We start from the raw sequence: 17586 nt of genomic DNA, 5'->3' as shown, positions 1-17586 counted from the left end.
AGTCATCTACATCAATGGTTCTGCGCCATGCCGAATATTCATTTCAGCAAAGGATTAATTTATCGAAAGGATAACGCGGATTAGTAGTAGTCCATTTTATATTTAACTATGGAATTGTACTCACCAGCGTGCAGTGCTTTATGGTTGCTCACAAGCTGAATAGAATAGTTAAGTGACATCTTTCCCGACTTAAGCTCACCAGAAGGAAGCGGCGCTCCTGGCTTTGCAACGTTTCCATCACTGTCAATTATTCTTAATGCAATACCTTTTGCATCGCCCTCGATGTTAAATAATCCTTCATCATTCATACCATCGAAAGTTATCGTGAAATATTTCCACTGATTTAAATTTTCATCATTTTTATTTAAAATGCATTTTACCAGATTTATAGTGATACTTTTTTTTAAGCTATAACCATCTCGAATAATTCGGCCAATCGGGACTACGCCCATATCAAGTGTCTGATCGATACTGTTAATATCAATTGCACAGGCCGTATCAATGATGCTACCAGCCATCTTTACGTGCCCAGATCCCATATCAGAGGACCAAGTCTGGCTGACAGCACTCATGTTCAACAATAAAACTAAAATGCTTATTTTCTTGAACATAGAGGAAATCCAACAATCGCAGATTAAATCAGTACATGTGGAGTTATCCCCCACATGTACTCTTCATCAATAATGAATATTACTGATAAGCGAGGGTGAAGCTAGCGATACTATCGAACTGACCCAGCTGAACGGTTTCACCCGGGTTGCCCTGTACATAAGCGGAGAAGGCCAGGGTGTTAGAACCGTTTGCCAAAGTCTGCAGTGCAGTAGGGGTACCCAGCTTGATTTTGTTACTCGCGCCATCTTGCATAATGATGCTGGCACCAGTCGCTTTGCTCATACCCAGAGAGTTTTCAATTTTACCTTCGGCACCGGTAAAGGTAACGCTAACAGTTTTATATTTATCTGCCAGATTACAGTTTGCCAGTTCGATTTTGAAGCTCGCAGGGACTGAAGTACCGCCATTAGCCAGCGCTGAGTTAGAGATCTGTCCCATTTCAACAGACTGATCTTTATTACCAACGATAGAACAAGGTGCATCAATAATAGAACCTTTAAAGGTTACAGTACCGCTACCCTGGTCGGTTGGAGTTACTGGCTCTTCAGCAGCCTGAGCAAAAGTAGCAGCACCCATAGCTAAAGCAACGCCAAGTACGATTTTTTTCAGTTCCATTACACTATTCCTTTATTGATATGAAGATATCTTTTGTCCGTTTTCAAGAATGCAAAAAAACATCTTGCACTGAATTCTTTCAGAGAAAATATTTAACGAACCTATGCATGACTAATATTACATGACATCTATAGTCACGGATAAATAACCACCAGTGGTTGCTCGTTGAAAAGAATTATTGCAAATCCAGTTCTTCATTTGAAGAGAAAAAATACATTCACCAGAATTCGATATATCTCTCTGGAACTTTAAAAACGAAATAATAATTTCGGATTTAGTCTCTTTTATGCATTTAATTTGCGATGTCCTTTAACCGTACAGATGACGTTTGGCAGAATTTAGCACTATGGAAAACACCGTTAACAGATAATGAAACTGGTTTTTGAGAAAAAATGGGCTAATGAGGAAATTTTTTAATACAAAAGCGCAAAAGGTGAGAGTTTATGAGGATATTTAAGGAAGTTTGATTTCATCAACCAATTGTTTTAGATGAAAAAACCGATGACTTAAGATACCCGGAGCTAAGTCCGGGCAGTGTTCTTAAAACTCAGACTTCGCAAACCCTGTCATCTCTTTAAGGCCCATTTCGCGGCCCAAAGCAGTAGTGGGATGTACGACAATCAGGCCACGTACGCTCTTTTTCAGCGCCCCCATATTAGCCTGCTCTTTCTTGGTGATAGCCCGGCTGAAGGGCAGTTTTTTCAACTGCTGAGCTTCTTTACTCAGCTTCTCTGCCCGCACATTACGCAGACGTTCGATCTCAGCGGTCAGTTTGTCTTTCTCATTCAGTAGTTCACCCAGTTTTTCGCTGTCGCCCGATGCCAGCAGGCCAGGTTCTTTGTGATTAAGAGCATCCAGCTTGTCACTAAGGATTTTAATTTCTGACTGTACTTGTTCTTTCATAACGATTAACCGTAACAATGATTCATTGCTGCAAAGGATACACCAAACCGGTGTAAAGCGGGTAAAGAGAGGTTATTTTTTGAAGGCCTGTTTCTGGCTTATCAACGAAATCAACGCGGTGAGCGACAGGACCATAGTTGAGCGCACCACCTGCTGGTAGCGCAACTGCTGCATATTGCGTAGTTCCGCATCTTCGATGGCGAAGTCAGGGCGAGGAGGAAGGGGGGTTACGCAGTGCAGTTCACCAAAAGGACCCAGAATTTCATCATCAGTGAAACGGTATTCATGGCCATCATAGTTCAGCTCCTCACGCAGCGCCATGAGCAGCTCACAGTCTTCATATTCACTACGATTAATCATCCCTAAGCCATAAATCAGCTTAAGACGAACAGACAGCTCACCGAGCGGGCCATCGCCGTGTAACAGCGGCTCTACCGCGTACTTTACGGCATAGTCATCTTTACGGAACACCTGGATAACCAGAATATTAATCGCCTCTGCCAGCAATTCGACGGCAGCGATCAAAAAACTTCTTACCGATCGCCCGGCGTTAAGGCGCTCCAGCACTCTGTTTTCAAAAGCCTGAGGTTGTTCCATGAGTGCCTGCATATCATTCATCGTATGGCGGAGTAATGCCAGCGCGGGCACAGCGGTGGAGCTGTGCCCTGATTGTTCGTCCCTGAGGAGCGCGTTCACCGGCATTATGCCATAGCGCTCCAGACTTTCACTACGGCCTTAACCACATCACTATTGGCATCAAGGCCAGAGATCTGCGCCAGCGTGGTCGCGACATCCTGCTTCGCAAGGAGCTCTGCCAGTTCCTGCGCCTGCGGGTCCTGCTCACTGTGATAACGCAGCGCGGCGGCAATTCCGGTTACCAGGTTCTCATGAGGAAGCTGATATTCCAGCGTACCCAGCGTTGGCTTAATCAGGCGATCCCCGGCGCTGAGTTTACGCAGCGGCTGGCGCCCCACCCGCTCAACGTCATCTTTCAGGTAGGGGTTTTCAAAACGGCCCAGGATTTTCTGGATATATGCCGCGTGCTTATCCGCTTCAAATCCGTAACGCTTGATCAGCACCGCACCGCTTTCTTCCATTGCACCTTTAACCACCGTACGCACCTGTGGGTCAAGAATCGCTTCACGAATGGTGTTATGCCCCGCCAGCTGTCCAAGGTAGGCGGTAATGGCATGCCCCGTATTGAGCGTGAACAGTTTACGTTCAACAAATGCCATCAGATTGTCAGTCAGCTCCATACCCGGGATAGCAGGCAGTGGTCCTTTAAACTGGGTTTGATCGACAATCCATTCGCTGAAGGTTTCTACCGTCACTTCCAGCGGATCGCTGCTGCCCGCTTCAGAAGGCGGAACGATGCGGTCAACGGCGGAATCCACAAAGCCCACGTTCGCTTCAACCCAGGCATGATACTGCTCGGGTAGCGCTTTCAGCACGTGGCCTTTTAACTGTGTAGTACCGCGAACCATGTTTTCACAGGCGATAATATTCAGAGGACGGGAATTAGCGTTATCACTGCGTTTGGCCAACCCTTTTGCGATGCCGCTGGCAATGCGTTCGAGGATCTGTGGACCAACCGCCGTGGTAACGATATCAACCTCAGCCACCAGGTCGACAATATCGTCGCTGGTGCTGTTAACTGCATTCACACCTTTTACTACCTCAACCTGTGCCTGTTCACCCACCACGTGAACCGGGTACTCATGGCGAGCATTAATTGCGTCCAGTACAACCTGGTTTACATCAGCAAACGTCAGCTGAATACCGGCGTCGGCCAGCAGCTTACCAATAAATCCCCGGCCAATGTTACCCGCGCCAAAATGTAAAGCTTTCATGATATTACCCACTTAAATTATTCAGGAATCGATCCAAAAAAGGCCGGGCATGCCCGGCCCTTACGGAAATACATCACCACTCGCTGAATCAGGCGCTGGTCTTACCGGACAGCAGATCCAACACTTCCTGCACGCTGGTCGTGGTCGCCAGTCGGGCAATCACGCTGTCATCGTCAAGGGCATTGGTCAGGCTGGTAATTACCTGGATATGCTCATTGTTACGGGCAGCAATACCAATCACCAGGCGAGCGATGTCGTCTTCTTCCTCACCGAAGCGTACGCCTTCCGGATACTGGCAAAATACCACGCCGGTTTTCAGCACGCGGTCTTTAGCGGCAATGGTACCGTGCGGCACGGCAATCGACTCACCCAGGTAGGTTGGCGTCAGTTTTTCACGTTCCAGCATCGCTTCAACGTATTCCGGCTCAACGTAACCGCCTTTCACCAGCTGCTCGCCGGCAAAGCGAATGGCCTGCTCTTTGTCGCTAGCATGATTGCCGAGAAACACGTTGCTGGCGGTCAGCTGGAACAGATGCTCCTGGCCTTCATCAAAACTGTCGCTGAGGGTGGTGCTCACTTTTTCGCGATGTTCAGCGCTGCGGTTGGCTTCAACCAGACGTGCGGTCAGATCGTTATACAGGCCGCTGTCGAGGAAGTTGGTCAGGGAAATATGCTGCGCATGAGGCGCCTGGCGCATCGCACGTTCCGTCAGATCGCGATGAGTAATCACCAGATCGACGTCACCCGGCAGACTGTTAATCGCCGTATTGGTCACCGAGATATTACTCAGACCCGCATCGTTCACTTTCTTACGCAGTACGCCCGCACCCATCGCGCTGGAACCCATACCCGCATCACAGGCAACGATGATTTTGCGCACGTGGGATAAATCAGAGTGCAGTGCATCGGCACCGGCGACAGTTGCTGACTGGCCTTTTGATTCAGCTTTCATTTCCTGCATACGACGTGTTGCCGCTTCGATGTCGTCTTCTTCTTTAACCTTGCTGGTTTTCAGCAGAACGGCTGAAACCACAAAGGACACGGCGAAGGCAGCTACAATCGCCGCGATATTAGCGAAGTAGGCCCCTTTAGGCGTCATCGCCAGTACGGCAAGGATTGAACCCGGAGATGCCGGTGAAACCAGCCCACCGTTCAGCAGGGTCAGGGTAAAGACACCGGTCATACCGCCAAGAATAACGGCCAGGATCAGGCGCGGATTCATCAGCACATAAGGGAAGTAAATCTCATGAATACCACCCAGGAAGTGGATAATCGCAGCGCCACCGGCAGACTGTTTTGCGTTGCCCCGGCCGAAGAACATATAGGCCATCAGCACGCCCATGCCCGGGCCCGGGTTCGCTTCAATCAGGAAGAAGATGGACTTACCGGCTTCACTGGCCTGCTGGATACCCAGCGGCGAGAAGATACCGTGGTTAATCGCATTGTTCAGGAAGAGGATTTTTGCCGGTTCAACAAAGATAGAGGTCAGCGGCAGCAGGTTATTCTGCACCATCAGATTCACGCCGGCGGCAAGGATATGCGACAGGCCTTCAACCAATGGGCCAATAGCCAGGAATGCCAGGATAGCCAACAGCATGCCGATAATACCGGCAGAGAAGTTGTTAACCAGCATTTCAAAGCCACTTTTAATCTTACCATCAACCTGACGGTCGAAGGTTTTGATTGCCCAGCCGCCCAGCGGGCCGGCAATCATTGAGCCGAGGAACATTGGCATATCAGCACCAACGATCACGCCCATAGTCGTAATGGCACCAACCACACCGCCGCGATCGCCACCGACCAGGCGTCCACCGGTATAACCGATCAGCAATGGCAGCAGATAGGTAATCATTGGGCCAACCAGCTTGGCCAGCGTTTCGTTTGGCAGCCATCCGGTTGGAATAAACAGCGCGGTGATAATACCCCAGGCAATAAATGCCCCGATATTTGGCATTACCATATTACTCAGAAAGCGACCAAAGTTCTGAACCTTGATCTTGATATCTGATGAGGACATAAAAGCACACCTCTTATTGGTACGCGCTGACCATGTAAGAGAGCGCGCTGATGTTGTTTGAAGACGGTTACGGCGAAAAAGCCGTCAGTATCACTGTATGCAAGCGGACTCTATCACGCGAATATGACGCTGCGTAGTCGCACAATAATATGTGATCAAGATCACTATAAATGAATGGGAATGGGGGGTTATTTGGTGATAATGATCACATTTTTACTGTGTAAAAAAAGAGCACGGCTCACTTAAAAGCCTTAATCGGCTAAAAAATGTGATTTTCATCACATAGTTAAAAGCCATATTTGTTTCCAAAGTGTGATTTAGATCACAAGAAATTTTTGTGCAAAAATCCCTTATTCCGACTTAAAAGCTTAGCTCATCAGGAGCGGAGCCAGGTCTGTAGCAAACAGCGCCGCAAGCGGTAATATCATGCTTTGATATGTTGAAAGGAAAACGCTAATCCCAAATCTAACAATATGAATCTCGTTTTTTAGATAATCTAATTAGTGCTATAAGGTGCATAATATTTCCATTAAAATTTAGATATTAACCGCTATGAAACATCTATCCATTTTTAATAAAAATCAGTCATTAACTTCATCCAATTATGGATACGATGCTATTTATTTAAATTAAATTCAATTTAATATTGGCGCGTTGACCCCAAGTCAGCGCTAATATCAAAAAATAGGGAGATTAAAAAATGAGCCTTCGTGAACTAACCACTTCAGAACTTTCACAGGTTAGCGGTGCAGGATGCGGCGTTATAGGCATGCATGAAGAGCGCGCAACAGCAACGCATCTTCAGTCATTGCTGGAAGTTGCCAAGCTTTATTCCCAAGTCGACCCACGATATCGCGGTATGGATTATCGTATGGTTGCTGCGACAGAGCCAAGTGTACGCAGCGCACTGATCAAAATTGTTGACGATCTGGGTGCCGGTGGTAAAGAAACAGCTAACGCATGGGCAAACGGCTGCTGGTAACATTCACTATATTCACGTGAATGGGTAAAAATCGAGGCCACAGTAATGTGGCCTTTTTCATATCGAGAGAAATAAAATTCAGCAGGGAAAATAGTTCCCCACCTCTTCTATTACTGAACGCTGTTCAGTACGCTTTGCGCCTGATTAAGTGCCTGAGCATTCATGCTCAGATTGCTCATTAACGTGTTGTAAGCGGATGCCTGCTCCTGCGTGGGGAACTGCACCGCCGAGCCGTTAAAGGTGACGCGCGTCCCCTGCTGCTGCAGGAAATCACCCGCCTGAATCACATCCTGGCTCAGCGTTTGTAGGGTAGGCAGCAGAGGCATTAATGCGTCCGCTGGCTGGGTCACCACTTTATTAAAGACGTTGTCATAGACTGTTTTCAGATCTTCCGGCTGTTTCAGCGTTGCTTTACTGCTGTCGGCCTGGGTTTTAGCAGTCTGAATCTGCTGATTCAGCACGGCCAGAGAGCCGCTGGCCTGGCGCAGCGAATCACGGCGAGTCAGATAGTCCTGCGGAGTACGAATGGCGGAAAGCTCATCCACAACCGGTTTTAATCCGGAATCAACCGCCTTATTCACCTGCTGAGAAAAACCGTAGATGATGGCGTAGTCGCTAACGTAGTTGCCGAACTTCTGCTTCTGATCTTCGCTCAGCGAAGGCAGGTGCTCACCGCTGCGCATCACCGTATTTTGCAGAAAATCGATAAACGCCTTGCGTTGGTCGGCTTCTTTATCACCGCAGCCGGTCAGCTGCAGCACCAGAAACAGCGCCATAAACGGCACCAGCAAACGCATCCAGATGCGTGCAGGTCCTTTGGTCATGGAAAAAACTCCTGTTAACTATCTTGCGGGTTGTGAAGAAGATAAATCCTGAATGAAGGATAGTCGAACTCGTTTTCGAAGGATAGCGCGATCGTTGATGTGACCGTCCAGTATCAATCATTGCCGATGCGGGTGGGCAGATTGGCTGATTGGCTGATTGGCTGATTGGCAGGACTGTGACAAGTAAGTATGGCTTATGCGACCTAAGCCAATGACATCTAAGCCAACGGAGATAACGCCCTTCAGTTTTTGCAAAGCAGAACGAAAAAATAATTAAAAAATATGATCTGAATCACCAGGATTAGTCTAATACTTAAGCTCCTGGCGTTTCCCTGTGCTGCCTCGCAGTTTTCCAGCGGTTGATGTCCGCCAGTATTCTGAGCCTGAGCTTGAGGCTCTACCCCTCTGGTTGTTCACATTAAGTGAGTTTAATGAGGTGTGTGCTTATGGAAACAAAAGATCCAATGCTTGAATTACTCTCCAGCCTGGAACAAATCGTGTTAACGCGTGATGTGGTGCGGGCTGGCGCGATGACAGAAAGTGAAGCAGCGATGCCGGAACCGAGACGGATCAGGGAAATTAGCGGCATGCAGATTGATGAGTTTGCCCTGGCGATGGGCGTGAGCGTTTCATCAGTAAAAAGCTGGGAAGCGCAGCGAACCAAACCGTCAGGTAGCGCACAGAAGCTGATGCAGTTGATTCATTCGAATCCGTATCTGGGACGACAGTTGCTGGAAAGATAAAAGAACGAAAAAACAAACCCGCCACAGGGCGGGTTTTATGCAGGAGAGTCTTAGCGTCCCGCTTTCATATCAATGACAAAACGGTACTTCACATCACCCTTCAGCATCCGCTCAAACGCATCTTCCACCTGATCCAGACGAATCACCTCCACATCCGATACGATATTGTGCTGGCCGCAGAAATCGAGCATCTGCTGCGTTTCCTTGATGCTGCCGATCGAAGTGCCGGAAATACTCAGGCGTTTGAACACAATGGGTGTGACGTTGGGTGACTTATGCGGGGAGTCAGGAATGCCGACCAGAACCAGATGACCGTTGGTTTTCAGCGCATTGAGGTAGGGGTCCAGATCGTGCGGTGCGGCTACGCAATCGAGGATCATATCCAGACTGTTCTTCACGCTCTCCATCTGCTCTGCATCTTTCGACACCACGACCTGGCTGGCACCCAGGCGCAGCGCATCGGCACCTTTCGCCGGTGAGGTGGTAAACAGCACCACTTCGGCCCCCAGTGCACTCGCCAGCTTCACCGCCATATGGCCCAGGCCACCCAGCCCGATAATTCCCACACGTTGGCCCGGCTGCACGTTCCAGTGCTGAAGCGGTGACCACGTGGTCACACCGGCGCACAGCAGCGGTGCTACCGCGCTCAATTCCAGGTTATCCGGAACGGAGACGACAAATTTACTGTCGACCACGATACTGTCGGAGTAACCGCCGAAGGTCATACCGCCGATGGTTTTCTCTTCACTGTTATAGGTTGCGGTAAAGCCTTCTTCGCAGTACTGCTCTTCACCGCCGTGGCACTGAGCGCAGTGGCCGCAGGAGTCGACCATCACGCCCACACCCACCAAATCGCCCGCTTTAAACGCGGTAACGTCGCTACCGGTGGCGACAACGCGCCCAACGATTTCATGTCCCGGCACCAGCGGGAACTGGCTGACGCCCCATTCGTTACGCGCCATATGCAGGTCAGAGTGGCAGACGCCGCAATAGTGGATGTCGATATGGACATCACCGGCCTGCAGGTCGCGGCGCTTGAATTCGAAGGGTTCGAGAGGGGTGTTGGCTGCCTTTGCAGCGTATCCAAAGGATTGCATAACTGTCTTAACCTGAATGGCAAAAACCGCACAGGGTAAGGAAATGGAGCTTCAGGGGCAAGGTGGAATTGTAAGGCGGGGTGTCTGTGCGATAAAAAAGGCGGACCGATGGCCCGCCTCTTAGGGTAGCGACTTACTGCAGCAGGGAGATATCCGCAACCTGCAGGAACAGCTCGCGCAGCTTAGCCAGCAGCGTCAGGCGGTTAATACGCACCGCCTGATCGTCGGCATTCACCATCACCTTGTCGAAGAAATTATCCACCGTCTCGCGCAGCTCAGCCAGCTCGATCAGTGCTTCCTGATAGCGGCCTTCTGCAAAGTAAGGCTGCAGCTTGCTGCTCAGTGCAGACACATAGGTCGCCAGCTTGATCTCTTCATTCTCTTTTAGCAGCACGGCCTGCACGCTGTCGTTCAGCGGTTCGCTCGACTTGGCAAGAATGTTAGAAACACGCTTGTTGGCGGCGGCCAGCGTGGCTGCGGCTTCCAGCGTACGGAAGTGAGACACTGCCTTCATACGGGCATCGAAATCCGCCGGACGGGTCGGACGACGCGCCAGCACGGCCTGGATGGTATCCACGCTGTGGCCTTCTTCCTGATACCAGGTACGGAAACGACCCAGCATAAAGTCGATCACTTCGTCCACGACCTTAGCGTTAGACAGCTTGCTGCCGTACAGGCGCACCGCTTCTTCCGTCAGGGTTTGCAGATCCAGCGGCAGGTTTTTCTCGACGATAATACGCAGCACGCCAAGCGCGGCGCGGCGCAGAGCGAACGGGTCTTTGTCGCCTTTCGGATGCTGACCAATGCCGAAAATCCCGGCCAGGGTATCCATCTTATCGGCAATCGCCAGCGCGCAGGCAATTGGGTTAGACGGCAGCTCGTCACCGGCAAAGCGCGGCTGATACTGCTCGTTCAGCGCGACCGCAACGTCTTCGGCTTCGCCATCGTGACGCGCATAGTGCATGCCCATCACGCCTTGGGTGTCGGTAAATTCGAACACCATGTTGGTCATCAGATCGCACTTGGACAGCAGGCCAGCGCGGGTCGCATGATTCACATCCGCGCCGATCTGGGCAGCAATCCAACCGGCCAGCGCCTGAATGCGGTCGGTTTTATCGCGCAGGGTGCCCAGCTCTTTCTGGAACAGCACGGTTTCCAGACGCGGCAGGTTATCTTCCAGACGACGCTTACGATCGCTGTTGAAGAAGAACTCGGCGTCGGCGAGGCGTGGACGCACCACCTTCTCGTTACCGGAGATAATCTGCTGCGGATCTTTCGAAATAATGTTCGACACGAAGATGAAGTTTGGCAGTAGCTTGCCCGCGTTGTCGTACACCGGGAAATACTTCTGGTCGCCCTTCATGGTGTACACCAGCGCTTCAGCCGGAACCGCGAGGAACTTCTCTTCAAACTTCGCCGTCAGCACCACCGGCCACTCTACCAGGGAGGTGACTTCTTCCAGCAGGCTGTCGCTCAGATCGGCAACGCCGCCGATTTTACGGGCAGCTTCTTCGGCATCGGCTTTAATCGTCGCTTTACGGGCGTCGAAATCCGCCTGCACTTTACCGCGCTCCAGCAGGATCGCCGGATACTGGTCGGCGTTATCGATGGTGAATTCCGGCTCGCCCATAAAGCGGTGGCCGCGAATGGTACGCGCTGAGTCGATGCCCAGAATGGTGGCCGGGATCAGCTCATCGCCGAGCAGGATGGTCACGGTATGCACCGGACGCACGAACTGCACGTCAGACGCGCCCCAGCGCATCAGTTTCGGGATCGGCAGCTTAGCCAGTGAAGTAGCGATCATCGCCGGCAGCAGCGCCTGCGCGCTTTCACCGGTCACTTTCGCACGGTACACCAGCCATTCACCTTTATCGGTGCTCAGACGCTCGGCCTGATCGACGGTGATACCGCAGCCGCGTGCCCAGCCTTCGGCGGCTTTGGTGGCCACGCCGTTGGCATCAAACGCGGCGGCAATCGCCGGGCCACGTTTTTCCACTTCGCGATCCGGCTGCGCGGTGCTCAGGCTGGCGACTTTCAGCGCCAGGCGGCGCGGCGCGGCGAACCACTTCACGTCGCCATGGGCCAGGCCTGCGGCATCCAGTTCAGCGGTAAAGTTAGCCGCGAAGGACTCCGCCAGACTGCGCAGGGCTTTCGGAGGCAGCTCTTCGGTGCCGATTTCCACCAGGAAGGTTTTTTCAGTCATGGCTGCCTCTTATTTCTTGTTATTGCACATCGGGAAGCCCAGCGCCTCGCGGGAGGCATAGTAGGCTTCAGCCACGGATTTCGTCAGGGTGCGGATACGCAGAATATAACGCTGACGCTCGGTGACGGAGATGGCTTTACGGGCATCCAGCAGGTTAAAGCTGTGTGCGGCTTTCAGAATACGCTCGTAGGCAGGCAGCGGCAGCGGTTTTTCCAGCGCCAGCAGGCTCTGCGCCTCTTTCTCGTACTGCTCGAAGCAGGCGAAGAGGAAATCGACGTCGGCGTATTCGAAGTTATAGGTGGACTGCTCCACTTCGTTCTGATGGAACACGTCGCCGTAGGTGGTTTTACCCAGCGGACCGTCGCTCCACACCAGATCGTAAACGCTATCCACGCCCTGGATGTACATCGCCAGGCGTTCCAGACCGTAAGTGATTTCACCGGTAACCGGTTTGCACTCCAGGCCGCCAACCTGCTGGAAGTAGGTGAACTGCGTTACTTCCATGCCGTTCAGCCACACTTCCCAGCCCAGACCCCAGGCACCCAGCGTTGGGTTTTCCCAGTTGTCTTCCACAAAGCGGATATCGTGGATGGTCGGGTCCATGCCCAGCTCTTTCAGCGAGCCAAGGTACAGCTCCTGAATGTTGTCCGGCGATGGCTTGATGATCACCTGGAACTGGTAGTAGTGCTGTAAGCGGTTCGGGTTTTCACCGTAGCGGCCGTCGGTAGGGCGGCGCGACGGCTGCACGTAGGCCACCGCCGTTGGCTCTGGCCCCAGCGCCCGCAGGCAGGTCATCGGGTGAGAAGTACCAGCGCCCACTTCCATATCCAGCGGTTGGATGATGGTGCAGCCCTGGCGCGCCCAGTAATCCTGTAAGGTCAGGATCAGGCCCTGGAAAGTCTTGGTATCAAACTTTTGCATGTTGATTTCGCACGCGATACGAGTGGTTAAAAAAGTGGGCGTCAGTATACCCTTTGACCGGGTTGATTACCAAAATGGTAATGATAACGGCGGTGATTTAATCGAATTCGCTGCTTTTGTCGGCGACGCCACACATTTTATTCGTCCTGTTCCGAGTTTTTGCTCGTCGGGTTGTTGAAGTCCGTTCCCCTGGCCAGGCTTAGCGGGCATCGATACGGATTTTTTCCCGACAAACAGGATTGAAATAATGCAGAAAATTGGCTGGATAGATAATTTGCGCGCGGTGGCGTGTTTGATGGTGATAATGATCCACACCACCACCTGGTACGTGACCACCGGGATGTCGGTCGGCGAGCACAGTTGGGATCTGTCAAACCTGCTGAACTCGGCATCCAGGGTGTGCGTGCCGATCTTCTTTATGATCTCCGGCTACCTGTTTTTTGGCGAGCGCAGCGCGCAGAAGCGCCATTTCCTGCGCGTAGTGCTGTGCCTGCTGTTCTACAGCGCGATTGCGCTGGCCTATATCACCCTGCTGACGCCAATTAATGAAGTCACCTCGGTGAAAAACCTGCTGCAAAAACCAATCTTTTACCACCTGTGGTTTTTCTTTGCGATTATCGCCATCTATATGTTTTCACCGCTGATTCAGGTGAAGCCGGTCAGCGCGGGCTATATGGCGATTGTCATTCTGGTGCTGGCTGTGCTGGCGAACCCGAATACCGTCGACGGTTCGATCGCCCGCTTTCACTGGCTACCGGTAAACCTCTATATCAACGGGGATTCCATCTACTATCTGCTGTACGCGCTGACCGGTCGGGCCATCGGCACGATGAAAACCGACAGGCCGGGCGTAAGCTGGCTGGCGGCGATAACCTTTATCGTCTGCGTGCTGGTGATTGCCTTCGGCACCAAACGCCAGTTCGCGATTAACGGGGCCTTCGCCGATACCTGGTATCTCTACTGCGGCCCGGCGGTGTTTATTGCCGCCGTTAGTCTACTGGTGCTGTTTAAAAACACGCTAAACGACCGTCCTTTGCCGATTTTAGCCACCATTTCGCGCTATTCATTGCCGATTTACGGCTTCCACGCGCTGTTTATCCACTATATGCGCACCCACGGGCTGGATAATACCGACCATCCGTTGATCGACATCCCGCTGGTGTTTGCCATCACCCTCGGCGGCAGTCTGCTGCTGGCCATTGGCCTGCAGCGCATCGATAAACATCACCTGGTGAGCTAGTCCGCCTGCCAGCGCTGCTGCGCGCGGCGCAGCTGGCGGGAGGAGGAGAACCCTGCCGCCAGCGCCGCCTGCTCGTTACCTTCGCCCTGCTGGCGGCGCTGCTGGACAATCGCCAGCCGCAGCTGCTCGTGATACTCACGTACGCTGATGCCGAGATGCTGGCGGAACAGCCGCGTCAGATGGCGCGCGCTGACATGGACTCGCTCGGCGATATCATCCAGCGACCACTCCTGCTCCGGCTGCTGGATCAGCAGATCCTGGGTGCGGTGAATGGCCGGATGCATATGGTTGCGGTAGCGCAGCCACGGCGAGAGCTGCGGATCATCCCCCGAGCGGCGGAAATAAACCACCATTTCCCGCGCCACGTTTAGCGCCATCTGCGAGCCACACAGGTGGTTAATCAGATGCAGCGACAGATCGATACCGGCGGTAATCCCCGCGCTGGTCCAGATACCGCGATCTTCGATAAAGATGCGATTTTCCCGCACGATAGCGGCAGGTTCGGCGTTTTTAAGACGCGCAATCACTTCATGATGGGTGGTGCATTCAACGCCGTGCATCAGCCCGGCGCGGGCGGCAAGCAGGGAGCCGGAGCAGACGCAGATCAGGGTAATATGCCGGGCATGAATCGCGGGCTGGATGCGCATCAGCCAGTTACGGGCGGCAATCGCCTGCGGGGTGTCAAACCATACCGAGGAGTCCTGCACGCCCGGCACCACCAACAGGCTGCCGGGGGGTAACGTTTCCGGCAGCGGCTGGATGCGGCTGATGGCCATATCCGTGGAGCTCAGCACGGTTTCATCGGGGCCAATATAGTGCAGGCTGAAGGCCCCATCGGCCAGCTTCAGCGTCTCCGCCGGGCCGGTCAGATCGAGGGTCATCACACCGGGCAGAGTCAAAAACCACACCGGAATCGTCATATTATGCAAGCTCCTGCAGGCACTCCTCCACCGTGCGGATCGCGGCGAAGCGATCGATCAGCACGCTTTCGGTACGATGGCGCAAATCCGCCACGCTGAGCGTAATGCCGTTATGGGTAATGGGGAACGTCAGCGTCGCTTCCGTCACAAACGTCACGCGGTAGCCGAGGTCCGACGCCACGCGCGCGGTAGTTTCACAGCACTGCTCGGTACGGATACCGCTCACAATCACGTGCTTCACCTGCCGCTGCTCCAGCCACTGTAGCAGACCGGATTCCGTCAGCGCATTATGTACCGTTTTTTTCACGCTGTGCGCCGCCTGATGGGTCAGAAACGGCAGGCGAACCACCAGGCCGGACGCCGGTGAAAACGGGCCTTCCGTTTCCACATGCAGCACGTCCACCACCAGAATTTCTTTCTGCTGACAGCCCGCAATGAGCCTGCTTAGCGCCTGTTCAAATGCGGGCGTTTCCGGGGTTTGCTGATAGCCACGATGATAGAACGACTGCTGCGCGTCAATTACCAGTAAAACGGTATCGGTCATTTTCGGACTCCTTACCTGAGAGGGATAACCCTATGATGGCAAGGATAAGCGGGGGAAAGAAGGTCAGAAACGGACACGTTGCTGCCGCTGCGGGACATCAAACATCTTATTTAATGAAACCATGGTTTTTATAAGGGTATCACCGATGGTATACTCGCCGCGCTTCTGTATTAAAAGGAAGATCGTCGTCTCCGGTGAGGCGGCTGGACTTCAAATTCAGTTGGGGCCGCCAGCGGTCCCGGGCAGGTTCGACTCCTGTGATCTTCCGCCAATTCCGGCAAAAGAACCATCGTTGGTAGCGGTGGTTTTTTTGTTTACAGGGCGAGATTACGCGCGAAAAAAGGATCTCAAGAAGATGCTTTTTGAAGTGGATATGATTAACGATAAAACAGACCTGTACTTTGACTAAACCGAATCCACAGGCGGGGATGTTTTTCGATACATCTTGCCTCTACGGACATTTCATCAAAGCACAGTAGATCAGAATCTTCATCCGTTCCTCTGTCGATACGATACCCCTCACCAAAGTCCATAATGACTACACTGTAATAATCAGCTTCGCCTTTACCCGGTATACCGTATTTAGCCTGGATCATGTCCTTGTTAGCTTCCCACCAGGCGATTTGACGGCTTTTCAGATACGGAAAATGTCTGACAAGCATAACGTTTCTATGTACAGCCACAATCTCAACCGGTGTCAGGTACTGCCAGAGTAGACAACCGCTGATAGCTGTGGCGATAACCCCCGCGATCAGTCGCTTATTCACCCCGCCTCCCGCTGATTTCTACCGTGGCATTCATCTCGGTGATAAACGGTCTGTAGCCGTATTCATCCCAGCGCTGAAGCGTGAACCATAGCCGGAAGATACGAAATTCCCGGTATAGCGGGTTCAGTACATCATCATCATCGAGGCCAAAGTGATCCTGAATGCGATAATGCACCTTTGCCCTGAAACTCTCTCTCTCAACTTCCAGCGACTCCAGCCTAATATGCGTCGACCAGGTATCATGGATGGTAATCACCAGCCCGTTAGTCCGATCTGTAAGATGGTCAAATTTAGGCAGTACAGCACCGCTAAAGTCCTTAAAGTTGCCCTTCTCATCAAATAACTTGTCCTTTTTATCGAGTGGAATAAATCCATACTCGTAGTTAATAGCAGGCGTCAGAATATCTCGAATTAGTAGCAAAGAGCTTTGCTCGGAACGGTCATTCAGAATTTGCTCTTTCAGCGCCCTGTCGAGTAGTGGACTGCTGTACGGTGTGCCGCTGTTGCCCTGCATATGACCGATCATTTCCGTAATGATGTTCTGATATTCCCCCTGGAAGGAGAACACCTTCGCCAACGCCCGGAATTCATCAAACATCAGCCCCGCGCTTTCCTCCTTGCTCACCGTCCTGGCAGGTTCATCCGGCAGCATGGCCCGCTCATAAGGGGACAAAAATGGATAAGAGTTAAACAACTCCTTTGCTGTCAGGGTGTATGGATTAACCTTTGTTGAGACATTATCAACATCGATGCGAAAATGGTTCCTGAGCGTCAGGATATCCAGATCGCCGTGATGCATGTCCCTGGCCTGATAGTCATCCATCCGGTTCTTTGTCTGATAAATCAGGGCTGGAACAGGCATAGGTTCAAGCCCCTTTTCCTTCGCCTCAGCCAGTTTTTTCTTGCGGGCAGTATTCTCCCGCTCTGCCATCCTGCCGGAATTACAGTTACTTTCGTAGGCATGCGTCTGAACTGACGGGATAAAGCGTGCGCGGCACGGGCAGGAGCTGTAACTATCCAGCGAACCCGCCCACTCCTTCAGCTCGCCACCGACCTCATAAGTGTCACCCATGCCGCCACAGACGCGGAAACGACCTTCATGCTTCCCGCTGGTTACAGGGTCGCCCGCCCTGACCTGCTGACGTTCGATGCCACCGATTTCGTAGGTGTCATCGGATGCGCCAGCAAGAATGCGCCCGCCGCAGGTGGTTTTATCCAGGTGATACAGAAAAAATCCCGTTGCCATAATCCCTCACGGCCTAAGTGGTTATAAAACCAGCATCATACAGAAGCCACAACCCGAACTGAATTGGGTTTGCCCCTATATATCCAGACGCAAGCGTCTTGT

The 17586-nt window shown here is 52.2% G+C and carries 17 protein-coding genes and 1 tRNA gene; 4 read left to right on the top strand and 14 right to left on the bottom strand.

The annotated features are described in order from the left end of the window. Positions 1-80 precede the first annotated feature (80 nt). The 6 genes from IBT47_RS12670 to IBT47_RS12645 all read right to left on the bottom strand — a co-directional run bounded on the left by IBT47_RS12670 (position 81) and on the right by IBT47_RS12645 (position 5997). Positions 81-611: a fimbrial protein gene (locus IBT47_RS12670; protein WP_200560684.1), complete on the bottom strand. Its 531-nt coding sequence runs from the start codon at positions 609-611 to the stop codon at positions 81-83. A 79-nt stretch (positions 612-690) separates the two neighbouring features. Next, a complete protein-coding gene (locus IBT47_RS12665) occupies positions 691-1227 on the bottom strand; it encodes a fimbrial protein (protein WP_200545906.1) in 537 nt (178 codons plus the stop codon). 540 nt (positions 1228-1767) lie between these two features. Next, the gene (locus IBT47_RS12660) at positions 1768-2130 is read right to left on the bottom strand and encodes a YibL family ribosome-associated protein (RefSeq protein ID WP_200545905.1); all 363 of its coding nucleotides are present in this window, start codon (positions 2128-2130) and stop codon (positions 1768-1770) included. A 72-nt stretch (positions 2131-2202) separates the two neighbouring features. Beyond that, on the bottom strand, positions 2203-2748 hold the full coding sequence (gene mtlR, locus IBT47_RS12655; RefSeq protein ID WP_200545941.1) for a mannitol operon repressor MtlR: 546 nt from the start codon (positions 2746-2748) through the stop codon (positions 2203-2205). A gap of 83 nt (positions 2749-2831) precedes the next feature. Further along, positions 2832-3980, bottom strand: a complete 1149-nt coding sequence (mtlD, locus tag IBT47_RS12650; RefSeq protein WP_200560683.1) for a mannitol-1-phosphate 5-dehydrogenase — start codon at positions 3978-3980, stop codon at positions 2832-2834. 88 nt (positions 3981-4068) lie between these two features. Continuing rightward, the gene (locus tag IBT47_RS12645) at positions 4069-5997 is read right to left on the bottom strand and encodes a PTS mannitol transporter subunit IICBA (protein ID WP_200560682.1); all 1929 of its coding nucleotides are present in this window, start codon (positions 5995-5997) and stop codon (positions 4069-4071) included. Positions 5998-6697: 700 nt separating this feature from the next. On the opposite strand from IBT47_RS12645, the gene IBT47_RS12640 reads away from it, so the two are divergent. Beyond that, complete coding sequence (locus IBT47_RS12640) at positions 6698-6979, top strand: hypothetical protein (RefSeq protein WP_200560681.1); 282 nt, start codon at positions 6698-6700, stop codon at positions 6977-6979. 110 nt (positions 6980-7089) lie between these two features. Here IBT47_RS12640 and IBT47_RS12635 read toward each other — a convergent pair whose 3' ends face one another. Continuing rightward, on the bottom strand, positions 7090-7803 hold the full coding sequence (locus IBT47_RS12635; protein WP_200560680.1) for a DUF3053 domain-containing protein: 714 nt from the start codon (positions 7801-7803) through the stop codon (positions 7090-7092). 446 nt (positions 7804-8249) lie between these two features. On the opposite strand from IBT47_RS12635, the gene IBT47_RS12630 reads away from it, so the two are divergent. Next, positions 8250-8546: an HTH-type transcriptional regulator gene (locus IBT47_RS12630; protein WP_200560679.1), complete on the top strand. Its 297-nt coding sequence runs from the start codon at positions 8250-8252 to the stop codon at positions 8544-8546. 50 nt (positions 8547-8596) lie between these two features. On the opposite strand, the gene IBT47_RS12625 is transcribed toward IBT47_RS12630, so the two are convergent. The 3 genes from IBT47_RS12625 to glyQ form a co-directional block, all read right to left on the bottom strand. Beyond that, positions 8597-9643, bottom strand: coding sequence for an NAD(P)-dependent alcohol dehydrogenase (locus tag IBT47_RS12625; RefSeq protein WP_200560678.1), 1047 nt, complete (start codon positions 9641-9643; stop codon positions 8597-8599). A 133-nt stretch (positions 9644-9776) separates the two neighbouring features. Beyond that, on the bottom strand, positions 9777-11846 hold the full coding sequence (gene glyS / locus IBT47_RS12620) for a glycine--tRNA ligase subunit beta (protein WP_200560677.1): 2070 nt from the start codon (positions 11844-11846) through the stop codon (positions 9777-9779). Positions 11847-11855: 9 nt separating this feature from the next. Beyond that, positions 11856-12767, bottom strand: coding sequence for a glycine--tRNA ligase subunit alpha (gene glyQ / locus IBT47_RS12615; RefSeq protein ID WP_105593659.1), 912 nt, complete (start codon positions 12765-12767; stop codon positions 11856-11858). Positions 12768-13011: 244 nt separating this feature from the next. Between glyQ and IBT47_RS12610 the strand changes: the two genes are divergently transcribed. After that, on the top strand, positions 13012-14007 hold the full coding sequence (locus tag IBT47_RS12610) for an acyltransferase (protein ID WP_200560714.1): 996 nt from the start codon (positions 13012-13014) through the stop codon (positions 14005-14007). Here IBT47_RS12610 and IBT47_RS12605 read toward each other — a convergent pair. Together IBT47_RS12605 and IBT47_RS12600 are read right to left on the bottom strand one after the other, a co-directional pair. Beyond that, positions 14004-14927, bottom strand: a complete 924-nt coding sequence (locus IBT47_RS12605; protein ID WP_200560676.1) for a GlxA family transcriptional regulator — start codon at positions 14925-14927, stop codon at positions 14004-14006. The two genes, IBT47_RS12610 and IBT47_RS12605, sit on opposite strands and share 4 nt — an antisense overlap. Position 14928: 1 nt before the next feature. After that, positions 14929-15471, bottom strand: coding sequence for a cysteine hydrolase family protein (locus tag IBT47_RS12600; protein WP_200560675.1), 543 nt, complete (start codon positions 15469-15471; stop codon positions 14929-14931). 176 nt (positions 15472-15647) lie between these two features. Between IBT47_RS12600 and IBT47_RS12595 the strand changes: the two genes are divergently transcribed. Continuing rightward, positions 15648-15742, top strand: a tRNA-Sec gene (locus tag IBT47_RS12595). A 106-nt stretch (positions 15743-15848) separates the two neighbouring features. Here IBT47_RS12595 and IBT47_RS12590 read toward each other — a convergent pair. Both IBT47_RS12590 and IBT47_RS12585 read right to left on the bottom strand, forming a co-directional pair. After that, complete coding sequence (locus IBT47_RS12590; RefSeq protein WP_200560674.1) at positions 15849-16238, bottom strand: DUF943 family protein; 390 nt, start codon at positions 16236-16238, stop codon at positions 15849-15851. Continuing rightward, positions 16231-17484: a PAAR domain-containing protein gene (locus IBT47_RS12585; RefSeq protein WP_234471866.1), complete on the bottom strand. Its 1254-nt coding sequence runs from the start codon at positions 17482-17484 to the stop codon at positions 16231-16233. The genes IBT47_RS12590 and IBT47_RS12585 overlap by 8 nt, the downstream gene beginning before the upstream one ends. Between the last annotated feature and the right edge of the window lie 102 nt (positions 17485-17586).

The sequence above is a fragment of the Erwinia sp. S43 genome (assembly GCF_016624745.1).
Classification (GTDB): Bacteria; Pseudomonadota; Gammaproteobacteria; order Enterobacterales; family Enterobacteriaceae; genus Erwinia; species Erwinia coffeiphila.
The sequence above is the reverse complement of the archived record's forward strand: the minus strand, read 5'-3'. Positions and strand labels throughout refer to the sequence as shown.

Bases quoted from the DNA above. Each gene is read 5' to 3' on its own strand.
- IBT47_RS12670 (WP_200560684.1), bottom strand. From the start codon at position 611: ATGTTCAAGAAAATAAGCATTTTAGTTTTATTGTTGAACATGAGTGCT.
- IBT47_RS12665 (WP_200545906.1), bottom strand. From the start codon at position 1,227: ATGGAACTGAAAAAAATCGTACTTGGCGTTGCTTTAGCTATGGGTGCT.
- IBT47_RS12660 (WP_200545905.1), bottom strand. From the start codon at position 2,130: ATGAAAGAACAAGTACAGTCAGAAATTAAAATCCTTAGTGACAAGCTG.
- mtlR (WP_200545941.1), bottom strand. From the start codon at position 2,748: ATGAATGATATGCAGGCACTCATGGAACAACCTCAGGCTTTTGAAAAC.
- mtlD (WP_200560683.1), bottom strand. From the start codon at position 3,980: ATGAAAGCTTTACATTTTGGCGCGGGTAACATTGGCCGGGGATTTATT.
- IBT47_RS12645 (WP_200560682.1), bottom strand. From the start codon at position 5,997: ATGTCCTCATCAGATATCAAGATCAAGGTTCAGAACTTTGGTCGCTTT.
- IBT47_RS12640 (WP_200560681.1), top strand. From the start codon at position 6,698: ATGAGCCTTCGTGAACTAACCACTTCAGAACTTTCACAGGTTAGCGGT.
- IBT47_RS12635 (WP_200560680.1), bottom strand. From the start codon at position 7,803: ATGACCAAAGGACCTGCACGCATCTGGATGCGTTTGCTGGTGCCGTTT.
- IBT47_RS12630 (WP_200560679.1), top strand. From the start codon at position 8,250: ATGGAAACAAAAGATCCAATGCTTGAATTACTCTCCAGCCTGGAACAA.
- IBT47_RS12625 (WP_200560678.1), bottom strand. From the start codon at position 9,643: ATGCAATCCTTTGGATACGCTGCAAAGGCAGCCAACACCCCTCTCGAA.
- glyS (WP_200560677.1), bottom strand. From the start codon at position 11,846: ATGACTGAAAAAACCTTCCTGGTGGAAATCGGCACCGAAGAGCTGCCT.
- glyQ (WP_105593659.1), bottom strand. From the start codon at position 12,767: ATGCAAAAGTTTGATACCAAGACTTTCCAGGGCCTGATCCTGACCTTA.
- IBT47_RS12605 (WP_200560676.1), bottom strand. From the start codon at position 14,927: ATGACGATTCCGGTGTGGTTTTTGACTCTGCCCGGTGTGATGACCCTC.
- IBT47_RS12600 (WP_200560675.1), bottom strand. From the start codon at position 15,471: ATGACCGATACCGTTTTACTGGTAATTGACGCGCAGCAGTCGTTCTAT.
- IBT47_RS12585 (WP_234471866.1), bottom strand. From the start codon at position 17,484: ATGGCAACGGGATTTTTTCTGTATCACCTGGATAAAACCACCTGCGGC.